The 24,148-nt window shown below is 61.0% G+C and carries 25 protein-coding genes and 1 tRNA gene; 9 read left to right on the forward strand and 17 right to left on the reverse strand.

Features of this window, described 5'->3' with window-relative positions:
* Positions 1 to 128: 128 nt before the first annotated feature.
* Entirely contained in the window at positions 129 to 1,622 is a 1,494-nt protein-coding gene (gene sthA / locus AC0JZ4_RS15740) for a Si-specific NAD(P)(+) transhydrogenase (protein WP_471887287.1), read from the forward strand.
* 121 nt (positions 1,623 to 1,743) lie between these two features.
* On the opposite strand, the gene rpsD is transcribed toward sthA, so the two are convergent.
* The 7 genes from rpsD to AC0JZ4_RS15775 form a co-directional block, all read right to left on the reverse strand.
* Positions 1,744 to 2,361, reverse strand: coding sequence for a 30S ribosomal protein S4 (rpsD, locus tag AC0JZ4_RS15745; protein ID WP_471887288.1), 618 nt, complete (start codon positions 2,359 to 2,361; stop codon positions 1,744 to 1,746).
* 342 nt (positions 2,362 to 2,703) lie between these two features.
* Positions 2,704 to 4,227: a helicase HerA domain-containing protein gene (locus AC0JZ4_RS15750; protein WP_471887289.1), complete on the reverse strand. Its 1,524-nt coding sequence runs from the start codon at positions 4,225 to 4,227 to the stop codon at positions 2,704 to 2,706.
* Positions 4,228 to 4,363: 136 nt separating this feature from the next.
* Positions 4,364 to 5,002: a LysE family translocator gene (locus AC0JZ4_RS15755; RefSeq protein WP_471887290.1), complete on the reverse strand. Its 639-nt coding sequence runs from the start codon at positions 5,000 to 5,002 to the stop codon at positions 4,364 to 4,366.
* A 187-nt stretch (positions 5,003 to 5,189) separates the two neighbouring features.
* A complete protein-coding gene (locus tag AC0JZ4_RS15760; RefSeq protein ID WP_471887291.1) occupies positions 5,190 to 5,441 on the reverse strand; it encodes a hypothetical protein in 252 nt (83 codons plus the stop codon).
* 431 nt (positions 5,442 to 5,872) lie between these two features.
* Positions 5,873 to 6,670 (reverse strand): glutamate racemase, encoded by a 798-nt coding sequence (gene murI / locus AC0JZ4_RS15765; RefSeq protein WP_471887292.1) that lies wholly within the window; start codon positions 6,668 to 6,670, stop codon positions 5,873 to 5,875.
* Positions 6,654 to 7,493: an RNA methyltransferase gene (locus AC0JZ4_RS15770; protein WP_471887293.1), complete on the reverse strand. Its 840-nt coding sequence runs from the start codon at positions 7,491 to 7,493 to the stop codon at positions 6,654 to 6,656. The genes murI and AC0JZ4_RS15770 overlap by 17 nt, the downstream gene beginning before the upstream one ends.
* Positions 7,494 to 7,581: 88 nt before the next feature.
* Positions 7,582 to 8,112: a hypothetical protein gene (locus AC0JZ4_RS15775; RefSeq protein ID WP_471887294.1), complete on the reverse strand. Its 531-nt coding sequence runs from the start codon at positions 8,110 to 8,112 to the stop codon at positions 7,582 to 7,584.
* A gap of 226 nt (positions 8,113 to 8,338) precedes the next feature.
* On the opposite strand from AC0JZ4_RS15775, the gene AC0JZ4_RS15780 reads away from it, so the two are divergent.
* From AC0JZ4_RS15780 to AC0JZ4_RS15795, 4 genes are all read left to right on the forward strand, one after another.
* On the forward strand, positions 8,339 to 9,550 hold the full coding sequence (locus tag AC0JZ4_RS15780) for an NADP-dependent isocitrate dehydrogenase (protein ID WP_471887295.1): 1,212 nt from the start codon (positions 8,339 to 8,341) through the stop codon (positions 9,548 to 9,550).
* 72 nt (positions 9,551 to 9,622) lie between these two features.
* Entirely contained in the window at positions 9,623 to 10,078 is a 456-nt protein-coding gene (locus AC0JZ4_RS15785) for a GNAT family N-acetyltransferase (protein WP_471887296.1), read from the forward strand.
* 76 nt (positions 10,079 to 10,154) lie between these two features.
* A complete protein-coding gene (locus AC0JZ4_RS15790; protein WP_471887297.1) occupies positions 10,155 to 10,790 on the forward strand; it encodes a glutathione S-transferase family protein in 636 nt (211 codons plus the stop codon).
* A gap of 109 nt (positions 10,791 to 10,899) precedes the next feature.
* Positions 10,900 to 11,220 (forward strand): hypothetical protein, encoded by a 321-nt coding sequence (locus AC0JZ4_RS15795; protein ID WP_471887909.1) that lies wholly within the window; start codon positions 10,900 to 10,902, stop codon positions 11,218 to 11,220.
* A 7-nt stretch (positions 11,221 to 11,227) separates the two neighbouring features.
* On the opposite strand, the gene AC0JZ4_RS15800 is transcribed toward AC0JZ4_RS15795, so the two are convergent.
* The 4 genes from AC0JZ4_RS15800 to AC0JZ4_RS15815 form a co-directional block, all read right to left on the reverse strand.
* The gene (locus tag AC0JZ4_RS15800; RefSeq protein ID WP_471887298.1) at positions 11,228 to 11,674 is read right to left on the reverse strand and encodes a hypothetical protein; all 447 of its coding nucleotides are present in this window, start codon (positions 11,672 to 11,674) and stop codon (positions 11,228 to 11,230) included.
* Between the two features lie 172 nt (positions 11,675 to 11,846).
* Complete coding sequence (locus AC0JZ4_RS15805; RefSeq protein WP_471887299.1) at positions 11,847 to 13,469, reverse strand: ABC-F family ATP-binding cassette domain-containing protein; 1,623 nt, start codon at positions 13,467 to 13,469, stop codon at positions 11,847 to 11,849.
* A 556-nt stretch (positions 13,470 to 14,025) separates the two neighbouring features.
* Positions 14,026 to 15,453, reverse strand: a complete 1,428-nt coding sequence (gene tig, locus AC0JZ4_RS15810; protein ID WP_471887300.1) for a trigger factor — start codon at positions 15,451 to 15,453, stop codon at positions 14,026 to 14,028.
* Between the two features lie 156 nt (positions 15,454 to 15,609).
* Positions 15,610 to 15,694: transfer RNA gene (locus AC0JZ4_RS15815), tRNA-Leu, on the reverse strand.
* Positions 15,695 to 16,306: 612 nt separating this feature from the next.
* Between AC0JZ4_RS15815 and AC0JZ4_RS15820 the strand changes: the two genes are divergently transcribed.
* From AC0JZ4_RS15820 to trmFO, 3 genes are all read left to right on the forward strand, one after another.
* Positions 16,307 to 16,453 (forward strand): DUF1127 domain-containing protein, encoded by a 147-nt coding sequence (locus tag AC0JZ4_RS15820; RefSeq protein ID WP_471887301.1) that lies wholly within the window; start codon positions 16,307 to 16,309, stop codon positions 16,451 to 16,453.
* A 256-nt stretch (positions 16,454 to 16,709) separates the two neighbouring features.
* Positions 16,710 to 16,853: a DUF1127 domain-containing protein gene (locus tag AC0JZ4_RS15825; RefSeq protein WP_471887302.1), complete on the forward strand. Its 144-nt coding sequence runs from the start codon at positions 16,710 to 16,712 to the stop codon at positions 16,851 to 16,853.
* Between the two features lie 159 nt (positions 16,854 to 17,012).
* A complete protein-coding gene (gene trmFO, locus AC0JZ4_RS15830; RefSeq protein ID WP_471887303.1) occupies positions 17,013 to 18,434 on the forward strand; it encodes a methylenetetrahydrofolate--tRNA-(uracil(54)-C(5))-methyltransferase (FADH(2)-oxidizing) TrmFO in 1,422 nt (473 codons plus the stop codon).
* On the opposite strand, the gene AC0JZ4_RS15835 is transcribed toward trmFO, so the two are convergent.
* The 4 genes from AC0JZ4_RS15835 to yajC all read right to left on the reverse strand — a co-directional run bounded on the left by AC0JZ4_RS15835 (position 18,412) and on the right by yajC (position 20,688).
* Entirely contained in the window at positions 18,412 to 18,858 is a 447-nt protein-coding gene (locus AC0JZ4_RS15835; RefSeq protein ID WP_471887910.1) for a hypothetical protein, read from the reverse strand. The genes trmFO and AC0JZ4_RS15835 overlap by 23 nt on opposite strands.
* Before the next feature lie 159 nt (positions 18,859 to 19,017).
* Positions 19,018 to 19,872 carry a phytoene/squalene synthase family protein gene (locus AC0JZ4_RS15840; protein ID WP_471887304.1) on the reverse strand — a complete coding sequence of 285 codons (855 nt, stop codon included), beginning with the start codon at positions 19,870 to 19,872 and terminating at the stop codon, positions 19,018 to 19,020.
* A gap of 1 nt (position 19,873) precedes the next feature.
* On the reverse strand, positions 19,874 to 20,260 hold the full coding sequence (locus AC0JZ4_RS15845; RefSeq protein ID WP_471887305.1) for an Mth938-like domain-containing protein: 387 nt from the start codon (positions 20,258 to 20,260) through the stop codon (positions 19,874 to 19,876).
* Between the two features lie 74 nt (positions 20,261 to 20,334).
* The gene (yajC, locus tag AC0JZ4_RS15850) at positions 20,335 to 20,688 is read right to left on the reverse strand and encodes a preprotein translocase subunit YajC (protein ID WP_471887306.1); all 354 of its coding nucleotides are present in this window, start codon (positions 20,686 to 20,688) and stop codon (positions 20,335 to 20,337) included.
* Between the two features lie 200 nt (positions 20,689 to 20,888).
* Between yajC and AC0JZ4_RS15855 the strand changes: the two genes are divergently transcribed.
* Positions 20,889 to 21,761, forward strand: a complete 873-nt coding sequence (locus tag AC0JZ4_RS15855; RefSeq protein ID WP_471887307.1) for an ATP-binding protein — start codon at positions 20,889 to 20,891, stop codon at positions 21,759 to 21,761.
* A 75-nt stretch (positions 21,762 to 21,836) separates the two neighbouring features.
* On the opposite strand, the gene AC0JZ4_RS15860 is transcribed toward AC0JZ4_RS15855, so the two are convergent.
* The gene (locus AC0JZ4_RS15860) at positions 21,837 to 23,351 is read right to left on the reverse strand and encodes a peptidoglycan DD-metalloendopeptidase family protein (protein ID WP_471887308.1); all 1,515 of its coding nucleotides are present in this window, start codon (positions 23,349 to 23,351) and stop codon (positions 21,837 to 21,839) included.
* A 124-nt stretch (positions 23,352 to 23,475) separates the two neighbouring features.
* On the reverse strand, positions 23,476 to 24,117 hold the full coding sequence (locus AC0JZ4_RS15865; protein ID WP_471887911.1) for a protein-L-isoaspartate(D-aspartate) O-methyltransferase: 642 nt from the start codon (positions 24,115 to 24,117) through the stop codon (positions 23,476 to 23,478).
* Positions 24,118 to 24,148 lie beyond the last annotated feature (31 nt).

The following is a 24,148-nucleotide window of genomic DNA, read 5'->3' on the forward strand; positions in this document are numbered from 1 at the left end:
TACTTGCCCATTTTTTGATCTTTTAGCTGCTTTTTGAGGCTTGTGCGCTGCAATCAAAATTTTAGAATAGACCTGTAGGTTTTCAGCGGTGGGCCAAGCCTAACCAGCAGTTTCAAGCGGAGAATTTCATGCACCAGTACGATCTGATCGTTGTCGGCAGCGGACCGGCCGGGCGCCGCGCGGCCATTCAGGCGGCCAAGCTCGACAAGAAGGTACTTGTGGTGGAACAGGGCCGCCGCGTCGGCGGGGTCTCCGTCCATACGGGCACGATCCCGTCGAAGACATTGCGCGAGACGGCACTGAACCTTTCGGGCTGGCGCGAGCGCGGATTCTATGGTCGCTCCTACCGCGTCAAACAGGAGATCAGCGCCGAAGACCTGCGCCGTCGCCTGCTGATCACGCTCGACCATGAGGTCGACGTTTTGGAACACCAGTTCGCCCGCAACCGCGTGCAGCACATTCGCGGCAAGGCAAGCTTCGCCTCCAAGGACACGCTGCAGATCGTCAAGGATGACGACGATATCGTCCATGTTACGGGCAAGAGCATACTGCTTGCCGTCGGCACCCGGCCCTACCGCCCCTCCTCTATCCCCTTCGACAACAAGACGGTTCTCGATAGCGACGAACTGCTGGAAATCCACAATCTGCCGCGATCGATCGTCGTCATCGGCGCGGGCGTCATCGGCATCGAATATGCGACGATCTTCTCGGCGCTCGATGCGGCCGTGACCGTCATCGATCCGAAGCCGACATTGCTCGACTTCATCGACAAGGAAATCATCGAGGACTTCACCTACCAGCTGCGCGACCGCAACATGAAGCTGCTGCTCGGCCAGAAAGCCGAGAAGGTGGAGAAGATGGCGGACGGCAAGATCGCCGTCACGGTCGATACCGGGCGCAAGATCATCGCCGACATGGTGCTCTATGCAGCCGGCCGCGTCGGCGCCACCGATACGCTGAACCTTGCCGCCGCCGGCCTCGAGGCCGACAGCCGCGGGCGCCTGCGCGTCAACCCGGAAACATTCGAGACGTCGGTTCCCGGCATCTATGCCGCCGGCGACGTCGTCGGCTTCCCGAGCCTTGCATCCACCTCGATGGAACAGGGTCGCATCGCCGCCCGCGTCGCAGTCGGTGCGATCGCCATGGAACCGCAGAAATACTTCCCCTACGGCATCTATGCCGTGCCGGAAATTTCCACCTGTGGCCTTACCGAGGAAGAGATGAAGGAGCGCGGCATTCCTTATGAATGCGGCGTCGCGCGTTTTCGCGAAACCTCGCGCGGCCATATCATGGGTCTCGACAGCGGCCTTCTGAAATTGATCTTCTCGCTGAAAACCCGCCGCCTGCTTGGCGTCCACATCGTCGGCGAAGGCGCGACAGAACTCGTGCATATCGGCCAGGCGGTTCTGAACCTCAAGGGAACGGTCGAGTATTTCGTCGAGAACACGTTCAACTACCCGACGCTTGCCGAAGCCTACAAGATCGCCGGCCTCGACGCCTGGAACCGGATGGGCGAGAAGAAGGACCAAGACGGCGCCAATACGGTAAAGACGACGGACGTGACGACAGCGACCACGGTCGAAAAGACCGTTACCTCGGAAAAGAAGACCTCCACCAAATAGGAGTGCCTTGCGGCAACACAACAAAAAAGCCGCTCCTTTTGGGGCGGCTTTTTTGTTGCTTTCGGCAGATACGAAAATGGCCCCTTGCGGGGCCATTCGTATTCCAGAATTTTCGTCGCGATTAACGCGAGTAGAATTCGACGACCAGCGACGGTTCCATGATGACCGGGTACGGTACATCAGACAGAGCCGGAACGCGGGCGAAGGTGGCAACCATCTTGTTGTGGTCGACTTCGATGTAGTCCGGAACGTCGCGTTCAGCGAGCGAAACGGCTTCGAGAACCGTAACGAGCTGCTTCGACTTCTGGCGGACCTCGATGACGTCGCCGGCCTTGCAACGGTAGGAACCGATGTTGACGCGGACGCCGTTGACCGTGACGTGGCCGTGGTTGACGAACTGACGGGCAGCAAAGACCGTCGGAACGAACTTGGCGCGGTAGACGATGGCGTCCAGACGGGCTTCGAGCAGACCGATCAGGTTTTCACCGGTGTCGCCCTTGCGGCGGTTGGCTTCTTCGTAGATCGCGCGGAACTGCTTCTCGCGGATGTCGCCGTAGTAGCCCTTCAGCTTCTGCTTGGCGCGGAGCTGAACACCGAAGTCGGAGAGCTTGCCCTTGCGGCGCTGACCGTGCTGGCCAGGGCCGTATTCGCGGCGGTTAACCGGGGACTTCGGGCGGCCCCAGATGTTTTCGCCCATACGGCGGTCAATTTTGTACTTGGACGATTCGCGCTTGCTCATCGCATTTCCTTTCAAACGGTTTCACCGGTTTGTTGCCAAACCGGATCAAGGAAACACGCCCTCCTCTGAACCCTCTATTTCAAGAGCTCTGACAGGTCTCTCACGACAGCGATCGGAGATGACCACGGGACATGTCAACAAAAACACCGGGCGTTGCCACCCGGCGCTGGCGGGTCTTTAGGCGGCTGTCATGGAATTGTCAACTGCTTCGGGCCGTTGTGCGCGCGATCTGCGGCGTTCGCCCCGTTGTTTTTGCAGCTGAACATCCGATGTCTGCCCCGCCTGCTTCAAACACGGCGGCCGACATCCGCCGCCGCGTTGGCGGCGTGGCATGCTGCGGTATTATTCCGCAGCGATCTTGGCGTCGACCTCGTCCGGGGCCTCGGCGGCTCCGGGGGCGGTTTCGGCCTGCAGATCCGGGAAGGCGACGATGCGCTTGCCGGCGAAATCCGCATGCACGACGATCAGCCCCTGCTCCTCGAAATAGCCGAGAAGGCGGCGGGCGCGGCGGGCGGAATGGGTGCCGTAGGCACGGGCAATACGGGCATCGGACGGGCAGGCCTCACCGCCGAGCGCTGCCTTCGCCATCATCAGGAAAACGCCCTGCAGATCGTCGGAAACGCCGTTCGACAGCGACAGAACGGTTGCCCAGGCATCGCTTGCGGCCATGGCTGCATCGACACCGGAACGGGCGATTGCGGTGCGGCGGCGGAAATCGCTGAGCGAGATCGGCGGGCCGGGCAGACGACGCATGCGGGCGCGGACGAGGAAATCCTGATAAAGTACGCTGTCGGTGCGATAGGCCGATTGCGGATCATCTAGGATTTCCGACAGAACCGCCATCAACCGCTCCTCCCGCTCCTCGTCGGTAAGCTCCGGCATCGGCACCCGCGCGTCGTTGGCGGCGGGCTGGATGGCTGCGGGCGTCGAGCGCGAAAGTTCGGCCAAGATATCGGTCGTCGGACGCGGTGCGGGCGTCGGGCGGCGCACGGCCGTCAGCGGCCTTGCGAATTCTTCCGGGTCCGGCGTGAAGATCAGATCCTCGACATCCTGCGGCGCATCCGGCAACGGCATCAGCTTCGGGCTAGACGAGCGGGCCGAGGTCTCGACATGGCCGATGACGATCGGCAGCGGTCGACGCGACAGAGCCGGGCCGAGGGCGACGAAATTGCCGCGCTTCAGATCGCGGAACATTTCCGCCTGGCGACGATCCATGCCGAGCAGATCTGCGGCGCGCGCCATGTCGATATCGAGGAAAGTCCGGCCCATCAGAAAGTTCGACGCTTCGGCCGCGACGTTCTTGGCAAGCTTTGCCAGACGCTGGGTGGCGATGACGCCGGCCAGACCGCGCTTACGGCCGCGGCACATCAGGTTGGTCATCGCGCCGAGCGACATCTTGCGGGCATCTTCGGACACATCGCCGCCGACGGAGGGCGCGAACATCTGCGCTTCATCGACGACGACGAGGACCGGATACCAGTAATCGCGATCGGCATCGAACATGCCATTCAGGAAGGCGGCGGCGGCACGCATCTGCTCTTCGAGGTCGAGACCTTCGAGCGTCAGCACGCAGGAAACGCGGTTCTTGCGGATGCGGTTGGCAATGCCGGCAAGCTCGGCCTCGGTGCGCTCGCCATCGACAACGACATGGCCGTACTTATCCGAAAGCGTGACGAAGTCGCCTTCCGGATCGATGACGACCTGCTGCACCCAAGGGGCCGATTGTTCGAGAAGGCGACGCAGAAGATGCGATTTTCCCGAGCCGGAATTGCCCTGCACCAGCAGACGCGTTGCCAGAAGCTCCTCGATATCGAGCTTGGCCGGCGCGCCGCCGGACACAGTTCCCATATCGATGCCGACCTGCAATGCCCTACCTCGTATGCTGTATTATGCTGTTCGTTCGGCGGTCTCTTCGCGGTGACGCGGCTTGCCGAACCCTCCCTTTAGCAGAGACTAGGATTCGTTTCGCCCGGCAAGTGAGAAAATCAACAGGGTTTGCAAATCAGGCCGAAGCCCGCCTGAAGCCGAGCGACAACAGCCCTGCCCCGATCATCAGCGAGCCGCCGGTGCGATTGACGATGCGCTGTACCTTCGGCTTGCGGATCGTGTCGCGCGCCATCGAGGCAAGCAGCCCGTAGAGTGCGGCGTTGAGCGTAGCGAGGATCAGGAAGGTCACTTCGAATATCGCCATCTGGAAGAAGAGCGGCTTCGCAAGATCAAGGAACTGCGGCAGGAAGGCGACGAAGAATACCATGCTCTTCGGGTTTAGCGCCGTAACGGCATAGGTATGAAGGAAAACGCGGAATGGACGCACCGCCGGGGGCTCCGCCTCATCCACCGCCACCGTCTTGTCGGCAACCGGCGCGCGCCAGAGCTTGATGCCGAGATAGATCAGATAGGCGGCACCGGCCCATTTCAGCACCGTGAACAGCATGGCGGAGGTCGCGAGCAGTGCGCCGAGGCCGAGCATCGATGCCGTCATGGCGGTGAAATCACCGAGTGCCACACCGGCAACGGTCGCGCTCGCCACCTTGCGCCCGTGGCTCAGCGAATAGGAAATGACGAGAAGAATGGTCGGCCCCGGTATCGCCAGAAGGATGGCCGAGGCGGCGACGAAGGCCAGCCAGTGTTCGAGCGACATGATATTCCTCCCTTGGATCACCGCGAGCAAGCCACGGAAAATGTGGATTGGCAAGCGACCCGCCGCAGCAGCCGTGCCGTACCTTCCGGATCGCAGGCACCCGCCGCGCAATCCCTGGGACGCAGGAAACCTGCGGTCGCCGGGCCAGAGCCGTTAAGGCAAGCTCGGCGACCGCTGATGGCACTATTCAGAGATAGTATTTCCACTGGTCGAAGCGTGCCTCAAGGACACGGTCGACATCACTGTCCAGCTCGCGCAGGCCGATATCCCTGCGCATATGGTTGTCGAGGTCGAGAACGTCGTTGACCTCCCGACGCAGCGACCGGCGGACAAGGCTGGCAAGGAGTGCCTGCATCAGCCGCCGGAAACCGTGCCGCTGATGGAGTGCGTCTATTTCGGCCGACAGGCCATCGGCAATCATTACGTGCATTTCACGCATGGCTTTTCCGCCCCGCATCGCTGTATCGAGCGGGTCCTTTCGAGGTTTGGAAGACGCGCGCGGAAATGCGGACGACAGAAGCCGCCGAACTGCCTAGCCGGTCACGTCAAATGTTTTTGAAGAATGGTGCCAAAAGGCGGTTTCCGGGCGCAATCAGCCCCAGAAAGCTAGTCCAAGCACAGGGCGCGGTCGGGTGACCCGCATGATTCGGACAGATCCGCCAGAGCGGCGCATATCGGCAGAAATTACAGTCATGTCGGCGCTCCCTTGATTGTGAGTTGCGGATGACGGAAACATGGCACGGTCTTCCCATTCGCGCAAGACGACACAATCGAAAATTGCACCAAGGACCTCGATCGTTGCGGATTTACAACAGCACTTCTGCAGAAAGCCCGAACAGCACCGTCGTATCGAAAGACAGAAACTTGGCCTTACACCGTCAGGCCAAAGCCCTGCATCAGACGGCGTGTGGAAAAATCCGGTTTGCCGGAGGTGAAGATGGCGAAATCGAATCCGTCCGGATGTTCGGCGCCGTCGATCAACGGCACCTTGCGGCGCGCCTGCCTAGCGATGGCCTCGGCCGGATCGAGCCAATCGACCGGCCATGGCGCCAGGCGGCGGAAAAGATTGGCCATGAACGGGTAATGGGTGCAGGCGAGCACGACGATATCGGTCTTTTCGCCATCCTTCTCGACGAAACACGGGGCGATTTCGGCGGCAACCGCCTCGTCGGCAATCGCATCGCCGCGAATATAGCTTTCCGCCATGCGGGCAAGGTTTTCCGAACCGACGAGCCGGACATGGCATTGCGTGGCAAATGACTGGATGAGATCGCGGGTATAGGCGCGTTTCACCGTACCGGGCGTCGCCAGCACCGAGACGAGGCCGGAGCGGGTGCGTTCCGCCGCAGGCTTGATGGCCGGCACCGTGCCGACGAAGGTCATACCGGGGAATTTTTCACGCAGGGCAGCGCCGGCGAGCGTGAAGGCGGTGTTGCAGGCGATGATGCAGAGTTCGGGGCGGTAATCGGCCAGCAGCGTTTCGAAGAGAGAGAGAATGCGCATCTGAAGAGCGCCCTCCTCCCAGCTGCCATAGGGAAAGGCTGCATCGTCGGCGATATAGATGAAGCCGCGTTCCGGCATCAGCACGCGGGCCTCGCGCAGCACGGTCAGGCCGCCGATGCCCGAATCGAACACCAGAACCGGCTTCAGCTCATTCGTCGGCGTCATTCCCCGCATTCTCCCCCGCATCAGCGGCCTTCTTCTGTCTCGGCGTCACCTTTCGCGGCCACTGGCGCGGGAAGCGGTCGAGCGAGTTGATCACGCCGCGAAAGACACTGATCTCCTGCTCGGAAAAAGCACGCCGCGACAGCACGGCGCGCAGGTTGTCGATCATTTTCGGCTTTTTTTCAGCGGGGTGGAAATAACCACGGGCATCAAGCGCCTCCTCGATATGCTCGAACATGCCGAGCACCTGATCCTTGGTCGACGGCTTCTGCTCAATGGGCTGGAAGCGGGTTTCCTCGAGGTCGTCGATGCCGGACTTCATCCAGTCATAGGACATCAGAAGTACGGCCTGGGCGATATTGAGCGAGGCGAAGGCGGGATTGACCGGGAATGTGACGATCTCGTCGGCGAGCGCCACTTCCTCGTTGTTGAGACCCCAGCGTTCGCGACCGAAGAGGATGCCGGTCTTTTCACCGGCCTTGAATTTTTCGCGCAACGTGGCGGCGGCGAAAACCGGCGAGCGGACCGGCTTGAAACCGTAACGCTCGCGCGCCGTCGTCGCATAGACGAAGTTCAGGTCGTTGATCGCGTCTTCGAGTGTCTCGTAGACCTTGGTGCCGTCGATGACATGGTCGGCCTTGGAGGCGGCAGAGCGCGCCTTTTCGCTCGGCCAGCCGTCCCGCGGGTTGACGAGGCGCAGTTCCGCCAGGCCGAAATTGGCCATGGCGCGCGCCACCATCCCGATATTTTCCCCGAGCTGCGGCTCGACCAGAATGATGGCCGGACCTTCCGCGATCAGTTCGCGCTCGCTGTTTGTCCCTGACATTTTCGCTTCCGCTGATGTTTTGCAGGGCAAATAGCGGCCATGCGGCAGCATCGCAAGGAGAAAGGGGCACTCGCCCGCTATTCGCCGCTTATTCCCCCTTGGCGATCGTTTCCATTTCGGCGATCAGGGAATCGCTTTCGCCATCGGCAACGCGGTGGATATCGTCGATGACCGGGCGACCGTCTTCGTCGATGACGTCGAAATGAACTTCCGAAATGCTGTCCTTCAGGTCGGCATCGTCGATGCAGGTCCACTGCTTGAAAGTCACCTTGAAGCTCGTTCTGCCCGCCTCGGCATTACCGGAAACGATCGCAACATCCGTCAGCGGGCAACCATCCTGCGAGGCGGTGACGACGTCATAACCGAAGGGATCGCCGGGTGCATTGTTTTCCGTTTCATAGGCCGGATGCTTGGAGGCTTCCGCATAGGCCGCCTGGAACTTTTTGCTGAACAGGCGCGACAGCGGATCGGCATCGAAGATGAACTTCCAGTCGCTGTCGTTGCTTTTCCAGTTATCCTCGGTGATCTTCATCACTTCGTTCACGGGCGCTGCCGGATCGGTGGCGAGCGCGGCAGACGAGAGAAGCGAGAGGGCGAGCGCGAGGGGCAGAAGGCGCATGGGGCAATTCCGTATTCGATGCATTTTCGCGCGGACCTTACGCCTGAAAGGCCATTTGGCAATCACCAATATCATCGCTTCCACCGGGGAATTTCGACCCGTTCAAATCATGTCGAAATGACCAGAATCGGGACCTCACGCCTTTGCAGGGTTGCCACGCGATGCTATAGCGCAACCCGTTGATCAATCAGGGGCCGGTTGGCCCGCTCACGACAAGAGGAAGTCCATGCAGAAGATCAAGGTAGCGAACCCGGTCGTCGATCTCGACGGCGACGAGATGACCCGCATCATCTGGCAGCTCATCAAGGACAAGCTGATCCTTCCCTATCTCGATCTCGACATCGAATACTATGACCTCTCCGTCGAGAACCGCGATGCCACCGACGATCAGGTGACGATCGATGCCGCCAACGCCATCAAGAAGCACGGCGTCGGCATCAAGTGCGCCACGATCACGCCGGACGAGGCGCGCGTCGAGGAATTCAGCCTGAAGAAGATGTGGAAGAGCCCGAACGGCACGATCCGCAACATTCTCGGCGGCGTCATCTTCCGCGAACCGATCATCATGCAGAACGTGCCGCGCCTCGTTCCGGGCTGGACGAAGCCGATCATCGTCGGCCGCCACGCCTTCGGCGACCAGTACCGCGCAACCGACTTCAAGTTCCCCGGCAAGGGCAAGCTGTCGATCAAGTTCGTCGGCGACGATGGCCAGACCATCGAGCACGACGTCTTCGACGCCCCGTCCTCCGGCGTCGCGATGGCGATGTACAACCTCGACGACTCGATTCGCGACTTCGCCCGCGCTTCGTTCAACTACGCCCTGCAGCGCGGCGTTCCCTGCTACCTGTCGACCAAGAACACCATCCTCAAGGCTTATGACGGCCGCTTCAAGGATCTGTTCCAGGAGATCTTCGACGCCGAATTCAAGGAACAGTACGACGCTGCCAAGATCTGGTACGAACACCGCCTGATCGACGACATGGTCGCCTCTGCCCTGAAGTGGTCCGGCGGTTACGTCTGGGCGTGCAAGAACTACGACGGCGACGTGCAGTCGGATATCGTCGCGCAGGGCTTCGGCTCGCTCGGCCTGATGACCTCGGTCCTGATGACGCCGGATGGCAAGACGGTAGAAGCCGAAGCCGCACACGGCACCGTGACGCGCCATTACCGTCAGCACCAGAAGGGCCAGGAAACCTCGACGAACTCGATTGCCTCGATCTTCGCCTGGACCCGTGGCCTCGCGCACCGCGCCAAGCTGGACGACAATGCCGAACTTTCCAAGTTCGCGCTGACGCTCGAGAAGGTCTGCGTCGACACGGTCGAAGCCGGCTTCATGACCAAGGATCTGGCACTCCTGATCGGTCCGGACCAGCCGTGGCTGTCGACCACCGCATTCCTCGACAAGATCGACGAAAACCTGAAGAAGGCGATGGCGTAAGCCATAATCTTCGGAGTAGATTTGAACGGCGGGGCTTTCCCCGCCGTTTTCTTTTGTGCGAGGAGGCCCGCGTTGTCTGCACATCGTCCCGTTGAAATCCGTCCCCTCGAGCCTTCGGATCGCGCAGCGTGGCAGCCGCTGTTCGAGGCCTATATCCGCTTCTACGAATCGGAACTGCCGAAAGACCAGTACGACATCACATGGGCGCGCTTTCTCGATCCGGCCGAGCCGATGCATGCACTCGGCGCCTTCGACGACGGCAAGCTGGTCGGCATCGTGCATGCGCTCTTCCACCGCTCGACATGGCTGCCGGATACGACCTGCTACCTGCAGGATCTCTATGTCGACAACAGCCAGCGCGGCCGCGGTGTCGGCGAGGCGCTGATCGAGAAAGTGGCGCTTCTGGCGCGCGACAGGAATGCCGGTCGGCTCTACTGGCTGACGCAGGAACATAACGACGCGGCTCGCCGCCTTTATGACCGCGTCGCTGTGGCGCCCGGCTTCATCCAGTATCGCAAGCCTCTCTGAGCCTCCGGTCCCGTCGCTGCGCCTTGACTGTCCTTCCCTGCGCCCCACAACAAGGGGAGCGACAGGAGGACTGCGGATGTCAGACGAACTCGTGCTCTACACCAATCCGATGTCACGCGGGCGCATAGCCCGCTGGATGCTGGAGGAGGTCGGCGTTGCCTACAGGACAGAGATCCTGCAATTCGGAACCGACATGAAGGACGACAGCTACAAGTCCGTCAACCCGATGGGCAAGGTTCCGGCGATCGTCCATGGCAAGAAGACGGTGACGGAATGCGCCGCGATCTGCGCCTATCTGGCTGATGCGTTTCCACAGGCCGGCCTTGCGCCTTCACCTGCCGATCGCGCCGACTACTATCGCTGGATGTTCTTTGCCGCCGGGCCGCTGGAAGCCGCCGTCAGCAACAAGGCGCTCGGCTTCGATGTCCCGCCGGGGAGCGAGCGGATGATCGGCTATGGCAGCCATGCCGACGTGATGGATGCGCTGGAACTGGCAGTCCGGACCAACTCCTACATAGCCGGCGAAAAATTCTCGGCCGCCGATGTCTATGTCGGCTCGCAGGTCGGCTGGGGCCTGCAGTTCGGGACGGTCGAAAAGCGACCGGCCTTCGAACAGTATTTCGGCCGGCTCGCGCTGCGCGACGCCTATCAGCGAGCGACGGAGAAAGACGACACGGCGGCCGCTGAAATGCAGTCGATGTCCGAGGGTTAACAGCCGGATTCATCATGAATCGAAGCGCCGATTGCGAGCCAATTAGCTTGTGCTAATTTTAATCCGCCCGATCATGGGCTGGGAGGCTGCGATGAACAAATCCATCCGCATGGCCGCAGGCGTTTCTGCGGCCCTTTTCGTCATGACCGCGACTGCGCGCGCCGATGACCTGATCTTCATGCTGACAAACAAGACCGATGGCGTCGTCGAGCGCTTCTACACGTCGCCCGTCGGCGTCGACGAGTGGGAAGAGGATGTGTTCGGCAAGGATGTGCTGGAACCCGGCGACAGCGTAAAGATCACCATCGCCGACGGCAGGCGCGTGTGCAAATACGACCTGCGCTTCGAATTCACCGAGGATTCGGGCTATGAGGACATGGAGGATACCCAGGACCTCTGCCAGATGGGCTCCTACACGATCACCGAATAGTCGGGGCTCAATCCGTCTTCTTCTTGCGCGCATAGATGACGCAGTTGTCGATCATGCTGACGCACAGGCCGTTGAGGTCCGTCGCCGTATTGTTGTCGCCGGCGAATTCGACCTGCGTCAGCTTGGCGTCGGCGAAGCGGAACTGCGTGCTGCAATTGCCGCCGGATTGACCGCTCCTTGAGGTATTGACTGCCGGAATGGCGCCGAACAGCGTGATCGACGGATTGACGACATTCCAGCTGCCGCGCGGCATGTCCCGCCTGTAAGCCCATATGGATCCGCCATCGGCTGTCGCACTGCTGGCAGTGGGGAAGCCGGCGCACATCCTGACGTCGTCCTGATCGAGACCGACCAGTTCCTCGCGCGCCGCGGCTATGGTGGAATTTTCACCGACCACGCGCGAGGTATCCGGCGGGATAGTGCAGCCGGAAAGCATCAGGGCCAAAATAGACATTCGGGCGAGCGCCCGCAAACGCAGTGTCTGAAAATCCATAATCCAACATCGCCGTTTAACCTCCCATAGCCTCCTGAAGGCTAGCTAGGGGCACGGCACGATGGATCAAGGTTATCAGTCGACGACCGGCCGGTTGGCCGATCACGATTTGCCGATTGCAATCGACAGAATGTCAGGCAACGAGACCTGGCGCCTCGTAACCGGTGCGCTCGACATATTCGCGATACCCGCCGTCATAGCGGTGTATTCCATCCGACGAGACTTCGAGCACACGGTTCGACAGTTCCGACAGGAAATGGCGGTCGTGGCTGACGAAGAGCATCGTGCCTTCGTATTCCGACAGAGCCTTGATCAGCATTTCCTTGGTGTCGAGATCAAGATGGTTGGTCGGCTCGTCGAGAACGAGGAAGTTCGGCGGATCGAACAGCATCGCGGCCATCACGAGGCGGGCCTTTTCACCGCCCGACAGAACACGGCATTTCTTTTCAACGTCATCGCCGGAAAAGCCGAAGCAGCCGGCCAGCGTCCTCAAGGCTCCCTGCCCGGCGCGCGGAAATTCGGATTCCAGCCATTCGAAGACAGTCTGCTCGCCGTCGAGCACATCCATGGCATGCTGGGCGAAGTACCCCATCTTGACGCTCGCGCCGACCGCGACCGTGCCCTGATCCGGTTCGGCCGAACCGGCGATCAGCTTCAGGAGCGTCGACTTGCCCGCCCCGTTGACGCCCATGATGCACCAGCGTTCCTTGCGGCGGATGGAGAAATCCAGCCCTTCATAGATGACCTTGCTGCCATAGGCCTTGTGGATGCCCTTGAGGTTGGCGACATCCTCGCCCGAGCGTGGCGGCGCCTGAAATTCGAAGGCGACGGACTGTCGACGCTTCGGCGGCTCGACGCGTTCGATCTTGTCTAGCTTCTTCACCCGGCTCTGCACCTGGGCAGCGTGCGAGGCACGCGCCTTGAAGCGTTCGATGAACTTGATTTCCTTGGCCAGCATCGCCTGCTGACGCTCGAACTGCGCCTGCTGCTGCTTCTCGTTCTGCGCTCGCTGCGCTTCGTAGAAGCCGTAATCTCCTGCATAGGAATTGAGCGAACCGGCATCGATCTCGATGATCTTGTTGACGATGCGGTTCATGAACTCGCGGTCATGAGAGGTCATCAGCAGTGCGCCGTCATACCCCTTGAGGAACTGTTCGAGCCAGATCAGGCTTTCGAGATCCAGGTGGTTGGACGGTTCGTCGAGCAGCATCACGTCGGGGCGCATCAGCAGAATGCGGGCAAGCGCCACACGCATCTTCCAGCCGCCAGAGAGCTTGCCGACATCCCCGTCCATCATTTCCTCGCTGAAGGAGAGACCGGCCAGTACTTCGCGGGCACGGCTTTCCAGTCCATAGCCGTCGAGCTCCTCATAGCGGGCCTGCACCTCGCCATAGCGCTCGATGATCGCGTCCATCTCGTCGATGCGGTCGGGATCGACCATGGCGGCTTCCAGCTCGCGCAGTTCGGCGGCAACGGTGCTCACCGGCCCTGCCCCGTCCATCACTTCGGTGACGGCACTGACGCCGGACATCTCGCCGACATCCTGGTTGAAATAGCCGATGGTGACGTGCTTATCGACCGAGACCTGACCTTCGTCCGGCACTTCGCTGCCGGTGATCATGCGAAACAGCGTCGTCTTGCCGGCGCCATTCGGGCCGACCAGTCCAATCTTCTCGCCCTTGTTGAGAGCTGCCGATGCCTCGATATAGAGAATACGGTGGCTGTTCGACTTGCTGATGTTTTCGATGCGGATCATGGCTGCCGGTCTTCTTAGGGGAATTCGGCCTGCCTTATGTCACGAGACGTGGGGAATGTCGCGGGGTTTTATCCCGCTCCATTCCTCATTCCGCTGGATGCCTATCCCGCGGCGGCTTGGGGTCGTTGCGCGTTACATATGCCGCTATAGCCAGACCCGACGTGCCGATCAGAATCGGCAAGACATACCAGAAAAAGAAATATGCTGAGGTCATGAGCGTAAGCCTCCTAGCACTTGCCTTCCCGCAATATGTAACATTGATGCGCCGATGATCCAAATCGCAACTTCGAATAGCGACTGCCAGGATATTGACAAAGTTGTCGATTGGACGACTTGCCCGAACACCCCAAGTGCCAAACACGCTGTCGATGCTCGGTCGAATGCAACAGCCAAATACTTTCTACGCTCGTTATGCACCAGATCCATCTATGCGCCCCATTATTGCGACTATAAATCACATTAATGCGAAGCGCTGAAGAGTTTTCAAGCCTTCCCTACAACGCAAAAGGCCGGGTCGTTTCCGACCCGGCCTCTCGTCATTCATGGTCCGAAAAGATTACTCGGCGCTGTCTTCAGCAGCCTTCTTCTTCGGGGCAGCCTTCTTCTTCGGAGCGGCCTTCTTCTTGGCCGGCTTGTCTTCGCCTTCGGCTTCGTCGTCAGCCATCAGCTCTTCCTTGGAGACGGTCTTGTCGGTGACCTTCACTTCGGACAGAAGCTTGTCGATGACCTTCTCTTCGAAGATCGGGGCGCGCAGCGAGTTGGAAGCGCCAGGCGTGTTGCGGAAGAAATCGAGGATTTCCTTCTGCTGGCCCGGGAACTGCTGCAGCTGTGCGTAGAGCGCACGCTGCATTTCCTCTTCGGTCACTTCGACGCCGGCCTTCTCACCGATTTCGGAGAGGACGAGGCCGAGGCGAACGCGGCGTTCAGCCAGCTTGCGGTATTCCGCGCGGGCTTCTTCCTCGGTCGTGTCTTCGTCTTCGAAGGTCTTGCCGGACTGGGCGAGATCGGTGTTGATCTGGCGCCAGATGTTGTCGAACTCGGCGTCGACAAGCGACTGCGGGGTGTCGAACTGGTACATCTCGTCGAGCTGGTCGAGGATCTGACGCTTGACCTTCTGGCGGGTCAGGTTGCCGTACTGGCCTTCGATCTGGCCGCGGACGATTTCCTTCAGGCGGTCAGCCGATTCAAGGCCGAGCTTGGAAGCGAGCTCATCGTTGATTTCGACTTCGCCAGGAGCCGCAACGTCCTTGACGGTGATGTCGAAGGTAGCTTCCTTGCCTGCGAGGTTCGCAGCCGGATACTGTTCCGGGAAGGTGACGGTGATGACAGTCTCGTCACCGGCCTTGACGCCGACCAGCTGGTCTTCGAAGCCCGGAATGAACTGACCCGAACCGAGAACCAGTTCGGCATCTTCGGCGGTGCCGCCATCGAAGGCTACGCCGTCAACCTTGCCGAGATAGTTCATGGTGACGCGGTCGCCATTGGCAGCCTTGCCCTTCTTGGTTTCGAAGGTGCGGGCGCTCTCGGCGATCTTGAGGATCTGCTCGTTGACTTCCTCGTCGGCAATCTCGACGACTTCGCGGGTCACTTCGATCTTGTCGGTCGACTTCAATTCGATCGGCGGAATGACTTCATAGGATACCGTGAATTCGAAATCGGCCTGTGCAGACAGGATCTTTTCGGCTTCCGCTTCGTCCTCGGTCATGGAGATGGACGGCTGGGTCGCCGACTTCTCGCCGCGCTCCGACAGGATCTTGGTCGGGCGTTCACGAACGATCTCGTTGACGAGATCGGCCATGATCGACTTGCCGTAGGTCTTCTTGAGGTGCGCGAGCGGCACCTTGCCCGGACGGAAGCCGTTGATGCGGACCTTATCCTTGGCGTCGGCGAGACGAACATTCAGTTCGGCTTCCATGTCCTGCTTCGGGATAACGACCTTGATTTCGCGCTTCAGCCCTTCAGCGAGCGTTTCGGTAACCTGCATTTTTAAACCTTCATATCGTGGCGGCGGTACCCAGACACCCGACATACGGCCGGATTGAAGAATGAGCACATCGCCGGAACTTCTAAGAGACCAGCCGCGGCATTAAAGACGCCGGTCATTCGCCACCCTTGGCGTCGGACCGCACCTTGACGGCGCTGGTGCGGGTAGAGAGACTTGAACTCCCACGCCTTGCGGCACCAGAACCTAAATCTGGCGTGTCTACCAATTTCACCATACCCGCGCCCCAACCGCGTCGAAATCCTCGTCGCCTGAGGCCTTCCGGAGCGCGCGTCTCTATATCACCCGTTTTTCCGGGCGCAAAGGAAAAATGACGTTCCTGCAACAGAACCACAAACAAGTTTTCGCGCATGGCAAAGGCCGCGCCCACAGCTGACTTTGCAAGTCAGATCGCAACAATGGCAGAGCGAAATCGTCCCAGGACAAGCCGAACCGGAAGCCATGCGCATACGGCATGACATCCATTCGAAGTCTGCAGTGCACAAATCGATTAGATTTCTGTACATAAATCCCAACGAACGAAGCAAAGTCTTCTACAACACAATTCGGGACACGCACTCCTCCTCCCAAGCGTGAGCCCGTGCAGACTGGCGATACTCCTCCTCCCGATCGCCAGTCACCGATATGACGCCCGCCGGACCTCCTCCCCCGGTGGGCGTTATTCGTTTCATCGCCCCCTTCTCCATTGCCGCCAATCACCGCCACAACCTGCAATGCATCTGACGCATAGGTGGCATTCCTAATGGACGCTGTTTTTTAGGCAGAAGACGATTTAAAACGATTAGCAGATGAAGAGGGCGGTTGAAGTCGCCCACAGGGCAAAAGGATACCCACCATGAACATCGCTCAGAAATTCAGCAACTGGCGCAAGTACCGCGAAACCGTCACCGAACTCGGCCGCATGACCGACCGTGAGCTCGGCGACCTCGGCATCGGCCGCGCAGACATCCGCCGCGTCGCACGCACGGCAGTCGGCTTCTGATTAAAGCTTTGACATTTACGGTCGATCGAAAACGCCTCCTTCGGGAGGCGTTTTTCGTTTGAGCTGTAGCAAGTTCGGCGACACACCTCCCCTGCCGTCTTTTTCAGCTTCGCTCCTAAAAGCGGCAACCCACTGCACAATTGCATGGCAGTCGCACAGTTTTTGCACTCCACATTCTTATTATGCGAGCGTATAAGAACCTCATCGCCGGAGCCGATAACGAGCGCCGGGAAAAAGACGATTTGAGGAAACCACCATGAACCCGGTCCGCATCGCAAAGAACTGGATCAGCTACCGCCGTACGATGAACGAACTCGGCAGCCTGTCCAACCAGGCCCTGTCCGACATCGGCCTGACCCGCTACGACATCCGCAACATTGCGGCTCGTTCGTTCCGCTAATCCCCAAGCGGCCGGCGGCGTATCAACCGCCAGCGAATGATGGTCTAGCGACCGAAATGCCCAAGGATGATCAAAGGCACCTTTTCAGGTGCCTTTTTGATTCCTGCGGCATTGCTTTTTCTTTCCTGTCCACGGCCGGCCATGATAATGACGCGCCCCATGACAGATAGATCCCAAGCTACATCCTATTCCCCCATCCACGTCGTCGGCGGCGGGCTTGCCGGCTCCGAAGCCGCCTGGCAGATTGCACAGGCCGGTATCCCGGTCATCCTGCACGAGATGCGCGGCGTGCGCGGCACCGATGCGCACAAGACGGACGGCCTTGCCGAGCTCGTCTGCTCCAATTCCTTCCGCTCCGACGACGCGACGGCCAATGCGGTCGGCGTCATCCATGCGGAGATGCGGCTTGCCGGTTCGCTGATCATGGCCTGCGCAGACAGACATCAGGTTCCGGCCGGCGGCGCGCTCGCCGTCGATCGCGACGGGTTTTCCGACGCGGTGACTGCCGAGATCTCGGCTCATCCGCTGATCACTGTCGTACGCGAAGAAATCCAGGGGCTTCCGCCGAAGGAATGGGATCTGGCGATCGTTGCCACCGGGCCGCTCACCTCGCCGTCGCTCGCTGCAGCCATCCAGGCGGAAACCGGCGAAGACCAGCTTGCCTTCTTCGACGCGATCGCGCCGATCGTGCACCGCGAATCGATCGATATGGAAACCTGCTGGTACCAGTCCCGCTACGACAAGGTCGGACCGGGCGGCACGGGCAAGGACTATATCAACTGCCCGCTCGACAAGCACCAATATGACGCCTTCGTCGATGCGCTGATCGCCGGCGATACGGTCGGCTTCAAGGAATGGGAAGGCACGCCCTATTTCGACGGCTGCCTGCCGATCGAGGTGATGGCGGAACGCGGTCGTGAGACACTGCGCCATGGCCCGATGAAGCCGATGGGCCTGACCAATTCGCATAACCCGACGGTCAAGGCCTATGCGGTCGTGCAGCTGCGCCAGGACAATGCACTTGGCACGCTCTACAACATGGTCGGCTTCCAGACGAAGCTGAAATACGGGGCGCAGGCGGAGATCTTCCGCATGATTCCGGGCTTGCAGAATGCGGAATTCGCCCGTCTCGGCGGCCTGCACCGCAATACCTACATCCAGTCGCCGATCCTGCTCGACAAGTCGTTGACGCTGAAAAGCCGGCCGGGCCTGCGCTTTGCCGGCCAGATCACCGGCTGCGAAGGTTATGTGGAAAGTTCGGCGATCGGTCTTCTTGCCGGCCGCTTCGCCGCCGCCGAACGCAAGGGTGAGGCTTTGTCCGCGCCGCCCGCGACAACCGCCTTCGGCTCGCTGCTCGGCCACATTACCGGTGGTCACCTCATCCATGACGAGGAGCCGGGCAAGCGGTCGTTCCAGCCGATGAACATCAATTTCGGCCTGTTCCCGGAGCTGGAACCCGGCTCGATCGTCAAGCCGGAAGGCGTCAAGCGCTTCCGCGGCAAGGACAAGACGATCATGAAGCGGCAGCTTCTTTCGGCCCGCGCGCTGAAGGATTGCGCTAGCTGGCTGGGTCAGGCTTAGGCGTCTCGCCGCCTTCTGTCCCTTCGGCCTTACTCTTCGGGCCGCCATCCGCATCCTCGGCATGGCGGTCCGCAACGCTGACATAGTTGTCGAGCAACCACAGCGACACTTCCGCCGCCTCAGCCTCCCTGGCAAAGAGGAACTCGCCGTTATGGGTCGGATTGTCGAGAAACTCCGCCTCAAATCCCCGCGCATTGACCAATGGCGTGACACGCACGCGGCCGGGTTCGATGATGCTGCACGCATAATGATTGCGACGCGAGCGCATGAAGCCGGTCTTGTTGTTATGCAGGCGCACGAAGATCGCGCTGCCGTCGGCGGTGAAATGCAGGCTGCGGATCGCTTCGTCCGGAAAGGCACGACCGAATTCCATAAGCGCCACACCGACGTCATGGCCGCCCTGCTGCTCGCTCTTGGCTGCCATCCGGCTGATGTAGGCGATCAGGATGAGGATCAATCCAACGATCGTGGTCCAGACGATGATAGGACTCAAATCGCGTCTCCTTGGCGCAGCCTTGTTCTGGTTGCGCGATGTCTAACGCGTGAGGCTTGCGCGAGAATGTTATCGAGCGTGACCGTCTCGTCAGAGGCGGCGCAGAAGGCCGGCCTTGACCATGCGCAGCTGGCGGCGCCATTGCGGCGGCTGCAGGGACTTCTCGATTACGGCAGCGCCGAGCTTGCGGGCACGCAGCAGAACCGGTTCCGCCAGCGTGGCGGGCAGGAAGGCGGGGAAAACGGAGGCCGGGACCCTGCCCGCACCGCGCGCCTTCGACAGGTGTTCCAGGCCAAGACCGGCAAAGGCCTCGACTGCCGCAGAGATACGCACCTTGTCGGTTCCGGTCAGAAATCCTTCCCGGTCCAGACCGGTGGCGGATAGGATATCGAGCGGAATATAGAGCTGGTTGCGCCGCCCATGCAGCGGAAGAAGCAGCAGCATCCCGGCAATCGACTGGGCAACGCCGGCATGACCCGCAGTTTCGGCGGTTGTGGTCGCGTCTTCAGGCGCAAGGATCAGGCTCGCGAGCTGGATCAGCGCCGAGGCGGTTTCCCCGGCATAGCCTTCGAGCGCATTGCGGTCCGGCATGGCATCGTCATAGAGATCGAAAATGCGGGCCTCGGTCATGGCAACGAGTGTATTGCGCGGCAGACGGTAGCGTTCGATCGCCTGCAGAAGACCGACGGCGACGGGGTTGCCGCCGGTATCGCCTTCTGCTGTGCCTTCCAGCAGATCGCGCCACCATTGCAGGCGGATTTCGCCCGGCAGAGGCTCACGCGCCACGTCGCGAACACGGGCGATCTCGGCGTTGAAAGCATAGAGGGCGGCCAGCGCATCGCGCTTGTCCGGCGGCGACAGAAGACAGGCGAGATAGCGGTCGCGATCCGTCTCCCGCAATGTCGAAAGGCACAGGGACGCGTTGTCGGCCTGGTTTTCCGTCATGTCAGACCGCAATGAGCGCGGCCGCGACGGCGCGCGATTCGGCCAGCATGATATTGTAGGTGCGCACAGCAGCCCCGGTGCTCATCGGATCGGAGGCGATGCCTCTGGCCTTCAAAGCCGCCTTAAGCTCGGCCGGCAGAGGCTTGAGGTTGGCGCCGGTACCGACCAGCAGGACCTCGATATCACCGGATTCTTCGATGACACGGGCGAAATCGGCCGACGTAAGCGGCGCCCCCTCTTCCATAGCCCAGCCGTGGATGCCGGAGGGAAGGCAAAAAATGGAGCCACGATGCGACATGTCGGCGAAGCGGAAACCGCCATTTCCATAGGCATCGATCGGCGCGCGACCGGGGAAATGGGCTTCGCGAATTTCGATGCCTTTCGCCATGGCCGCATGCTTTCTCAAGAAATGTCATGATCGGCCAAGCCGGATATCATCCGGCCCGGCCATGATGGTTGCGATTACTTCGCAGGCGTCTCGGTCTTGACCGGCTCGCCCTTGACCTTCACTTCGGCGATATAGGCGCGCATGGCGCGGATCTTAACGCCTTCGGCGATTTCGACTTCCAGTTCGTTGTCATCGACGACCTTGCTCACCTTGCCCGTAATGCCGCCACCGAGAACGACCTGATCGCCGCGACGGATGCTGTTGAGCGTTTCCTGGCGCTTCTTGGCCTGGGCGCGCTGCGGACGGATGAGGAAGAAATACCACACCACCATCAGGGGCGCGAAAAGCAGGACCATCTGCAGGATCGAATCCGTGCTGGACGGTGCTGCTGCGCCGCTCGCCTGGGCGAATGCTTCGGTAATGAACATCGAGAACTCCTAAGACTGCCGGAGACGCTCTCAGATATTCTGGGCCCCCGTTTCAAGCCGCCGGAATATAGTTGCGATGGCTTCAAATGCAACAGAAAGCGGCAATCGGCCGTACCGAATCCACGGCTCTCTAGCTTTCTCTCCAATGACGAGCATGTTACCGCCAGCCGAAACTGACGTATCGACCGAAAGAGGGCATCATGAGCGACGATTTCAACGGCCAAGTGCTGGCCGAACTGAAGCGACTTTCGGACGCGGTCGAGCGCCTTGCCGGCCCTGCCCCCGCGGTCAACGATTTCGATGCGGCCGACTGTTTCGTCTGGGTTCCGGCGAACAAACGCCTGCAGCCGATCCCGCGGCCGAACCGGATTGCCCTCTCGCTGATCCGTGGCGTCGATCATGTGCGCGACATCCTGCATGAAAACACCTTGCGTTTCGCCGAAGGTTACCCGGCGAACAATGTGCTGCTCTGGGGCGCGCGCGGCATGGGCAAGTCGTCGCTGGTCAAGGCGGTGCATGCCGATGTCCGGGGTGAGACGGGTGCTGCGCTGAAGCTCGTCGAGGTGCATCGTGAAGACATTTCGTCGCTTCCGGCGCTGCTCGACATTCTCAAGACCTCGGGTCTGCGCGTCATCGTCTTCTGCGACGACCTGTCCTTCGATCACGACGATACGGCCTACAAGTCGCTGAAGGCCGCGCTCGACGGCGGGATCGAGGGCCGGCCGGACAATGTTCTGTTCTACGCCACCTCCAACCGCCGCCATCTTCTGCCGCGCAACATGATGGAAAACGAGCAGTCGACGGCGATCAATCCGGCAGAAGCCGTGGAAGAGAAGGTGTCACTCTCCGACCGGTTCGGCCTGTGGCTCGGCTTCCACAAATGCAGCCAGGACGATTATCTGGCGATGATCGACGGCTATGCCGCCCATTTCGATCTTGGCCTTGCGCGCGAAACGCTGCATCACGAGGCGCTGGAATGGGCCACCACGCGCGGTGGGCGCTCGGGCCGTGTCGCATGGCAGTACATCCAGGATCTCGCCGGCCGGATGCGCAAGCCGCTAGACCGGGCTTGAGACAACCGGACTGATGCACGCAAAAAAGCCCGGCACTGCCGGGCTTTTTCGTCATGACCTTGAAACGCACTACAATTATTCAAGGAAACTGATGGGGTTGATCGGGGTCGCGTCCTTGCGGACCTCGAAGTGAACCTGCGGACGCTGGGCGTCGCCGCTCATGCCGGAGGCAGCAAGCGTCTGACCACGGGTGACCTTCTGGCCGCGCGACACGTTGATCGAGCCGGCATGGCCGTAAACCGTGACCTTGCCGTCGTCGTGGCGCACGAGAACCGTATTGCCGAGCTGCTTCAAACCGTTGCCGGCATAGATGACAACGCCGTTCTCGGCTGCCTTGATCGGCGTACCCTCAGGGACGGAGATATCGATACCGTCATTGCGGCTGCCGTTGACGTTGGAACCGTAGCCGGCGATGACCGCGCCGTTGACCGGCCAGCGGTACTTGCCGATGCCGGTCGATTGCGGAGCGATCGAGGCGACTTCGGACTTCTTCTCGACTTCGCTGACCGATGCTTCCGGGGCAGGCCTTGCGGGAGCCGAGACCTGTTCGACCCTTGCGACGGCCGGCTGCTGCGGTGCGGCGGCAACCTTCGGGGCTGCGGGCGCCGGCTGGGCGGGAGCCTGCGGCACGGATGCCGTGCGAACCGGATCGGTGCCGGCGGCACCACCGGAAACCTTCAGCGTCTGGCCGATGCGGATATTGCCGTCGGTGAGGCCGTTTGCCGCCTTCAGCGCGTCGACAGACGTGCCGGTGGCGCGAGCCACCTTGGTCAGCGTGTCACCCGGCTTGACGGTATAGGTGCCGTCGAGCGGCTTGCCGCCGGGAGGAGAAACCTTGGCCGGTGCAGCAAGCGACTGGTCGCGCGATGGCAGGACGGCAACCTTCTGTTCCGACTGCGACGCCGGCTGCGGCGCGCGGTTCGGCAGGTCGATATCGCCTGCAGCGGTCTTTGCAGAGTTGCGGGCCGGACCGAAGGTCGGGATGACGACCGTCTGGCCGGCAGCAAGAGAGCCGCCGTTGGCCTTGAGGATTTCTGCTTCCGGCACGCCGTAGCGGTTGGCGAGCGTCTTGGCCGTTTCGCCGGGACGAAGCGTGATGCGCGGCGCGTTGGTCGTCGACCAGCCGGACATCGACCGGACGGTACCGGTGGTCAGGTTGTCGTCGTTGCGCGCTGCGGCCTGCTGCTGCGGGAAAGGCTGAGCCATCGCCTGCTGGCGGTTCTGAGGCTCGGCACCCGGCGCTGCGAGCTCAGTCCGCTGCACGGCCGCCGGGGCGGCAGCGACACGCGACGGAGACGAATAGCCGCCATTGCTCTGATAGGTCTGGGCCGGGGCTGAATTGTAGGAGCCGTACTGCTGCGGCATCTGCTGAGCCTGCGCGACATCGCCGCGTGGAACAGGAGCCTGACCATAGGCGCCAGCACCCTGGCGCTGAGGAACCGATGCCGTGGTGATGTTATCCGTGCCGTCGAACAGGCCCGAGAACCGTGTGGCGTCCGAACTGCAGCTCGTCGCAGCGCTTGCCAAAAGGGCTGCCGCTGCGAACTTTACAACGGATTTACCGAATTTATGGGTACTCTTAACGCGCATTGACTCGACCTACTCATGACGCAACCATCATGCTGATCATTAAAGCGCGTTAGTCTTACCGGTCAGTTAAGGTGATGCTCAAGAACTTACTTTTTTGACAAATCGCTAACCATGCCGGTCGCGGTCACAGCGCGGCCGCGACATGCGGCACGAGCGGGAGATAGGGCGCGATGAACAGATCCTCGCGCTCGAAACGGCTTCCGGTCTTGGTCAGCCGCACCATCGTGCATGTCTCATCTTCGTTCATCAGCGGCGCGATCATCGACCCGCCATGGGTCAACTGGTCCGCGTAGAATCGCGGCAACACCGGAAAGGCTGCGGTGACGAGAATGCGGTCGAACGTCCCCTCGCCCGGAACGCCGTTGCTGCCGTCGGCCTGGCGGATGACGACGTTGCGCAGGCCGAGCGCATCCATGCGGGTGTTGGCGGCTGCCACCAGCGTCTTGTAGCGCTCGACAGTCAGCACGCGCTCGGCGATGCGGCCCATGACGGCGGCCGTGAAGCCGCTACCGGTGCCGATTTCCAGCACGCGGTGGCCGGGCTTGACCTGAAGACGATGCAGCAGGCGCACGGCAAGATCGGCCCCTTCCATGAAGGAGCCGCAATCGATCGGGATCGTGCGGCTGGAATAGGCTTCCTCCGCCATCATCGCCGGAACGAACTGTGAGCGTTGCGCCTGCTCGACAGCCGTCAGGAGGTCGAGATCGGAAATGCCCTCCGAGCGCAGGCGCAGGACCAGCGCGGCAAAACCTTCCTTCTCGACCATTCCCGGTTTCAAGCTCTCAACTCCTCGTCTG

Source organism: [Rhizobium] kunmingense (assembly GCF_977018605.1).

Excerpts from the sequence above, each read along its gene's own strand:
- sthA (WP_471887287.1), top strand. The coding sequence starts at position 129 with ATGCACCAGTACGATCTGATCGTTGTCGGCAGCGGACCGGCCGGGCGC.
- rpsD (WP_471887288.1), bottom strand. The coding sequence starts at position 2,361 with ATGAGCAAGCGCGAATCGTCCAAGTACAAAATTGACCGCCGTATGGGC.
- AC0JZ4_RS15755 (WP_471887290.1), bottom strand. The coding sequence starts at position 5,002 with ATGTCGCTCGAACACTGGCTGGCCTTCGTCGCCGCCTCGGCCATCCTT.
- AC0JZ4_RS15760 (WP_471887291.1), bottom strand. The coding sequence starts at position 5,441 with ATGCGTGAAATGCACGTAATGATTGCCGATGGCCTGTCGGCCGAAATA.
- murI (WP_471887292.1), bottom strand. The coding sequence starts at position 6,670 with ATGACGCCGACGAATGAGCTGAAGCCGGTTCTGGTGTTCGATTCGGGC.
- AC0JZ4_RS15770 (WP_471887293.1), bottom strand. The coding sequence starts at position 7,493 with ATGTCAGGGACAAACAGCGAGCGCGAACTGATCGCGGAAGGTCCGGCC.
- AC0JZ4_RS15775 (WP_471887294.1), bottom strand. The coding sequence starts at position 8,112 with ATGCGCCTTCTGCCCCTCGCGCTCGCCCTCTCGCTTCTCTCGTCTGCC.
- AC0JZ4_RS15780 (WP_471887295.1), top strand. The coding sequence starts at position 8,339 with ATGCAGAAGATCAAGGTAGCGAACCCGGTCGTCGATCTCGACGGCGAC.
- AC0JZ4_RS15790 (WP_471887297.1), top strand. The coding sequence starts at position 10,155 with ATGTCAGACGAACTCGTGCTCTACACCAATCCGATGTCACGCGGGCGC.
- AC0JZ4_RS15795 (WP_471887909.1), top strand. The coding sequence starts at position 10,900 with ATGGCCGCAGGCGTTTCTGCGGCCCTTTTCGTCATGACCGCGACTGCG.
- AC0JZ4_RS15800 (WP_471887298.1), bottom strand. The coding sequence starts at position 11,674 with ATGTCTATTTTGGCCCTGATGCTTTCCGGCTGCACTATCCCGCCGGAT.
- AC0JZ4_RS15805 (WP_471887299.1), bottom strand. The coding sequence starts at position 13,469 with ATGATCCGCATCGAAAACATCAGCAAGTCGAACAGCCACCGTATTCTC.
- tig (WP_471887300.1), bottom strand. The coding sequence starts at position 15,453 with ATGCAGGTTACCGAAACGCTCGCTGAAGGGCTGAAGCGCGAAATCAAG.
- AC0JZ4_RS15820 (WP_471887301.1), top strand. The coding sequence starts at position 16,307 with ATGAACATCGCTCAGAAATTCAGCAACTGGCGCAAGTACCGCGAAACC.
- AC0JZ4_RS15825 (WP_471887302.1), top strand. The coding sequence starts at position 16,710 with ATGAACCCGGTCCGCATCGCAAAGAACTGGATCAGCTACCGCCGTACG.
- trmFO (WP_471887303.1), top strand. The coding sequence starts at position 17,013 with ATGACAGATAGATCCCAAGCTACATCCTATTCCCCCATCCACGTCGTC.
- AC0JZ4_RS15835 (WP_471887910.1), bottom strand. The coding sequence starts at position 18,858 with ATGGCAGCCAAGAGCGAGCAGCAGGGCGGCCATGACGTCGGTGTGGCG.
- AC0JZ4_RS15840 (WP_471887304.1), bottom strand. The coding sequence starts at position 19,872 with ATGACGGAAAACCAGGCCGACAACGCGTCCCTGTGCCTTTCGACATTG.
- AC0JZ4_RS15845 (WP_471887305.1), bottom strand. The coding sequence starts at position 20,260 with ATGGCGAAAGGCATCGAAATTCGCGAAGCCCATTTCCCCGGTCGCGCG.
- yajC (WP_471887306.1), bottom strand. The coding sequence starts at position 20,688 with ATGTTCATTACCGAAGCATTCGCCCAGGCGAGCGGCGCAGCAGCACCG.
- AC0JZ4_RS15855 (WP_471887307.1), top strand. The coding sequence starts at position 20,889 with ATGAGCGACGATTTCAACGGCCAAGTGCTGGCCGAACTGAAGCGACTT.
- AC0JZ4_RS15860 (WP_471887308.1), bottom strand. The coding sequence starts at position 23,351 with ATGCGCGTTAAGAGTACCCATAAATTCGGTAAATCCGTTGTAAAGTTC.
- AC0JZ4_RS15865 (WP_471887911.1), bottom strand. The coding sequence starts at position 24,117 with ATGGTCGAGAAGGAAGGTTTTGCCGCGCTGGTCCTGCGCCTGCGCTCG.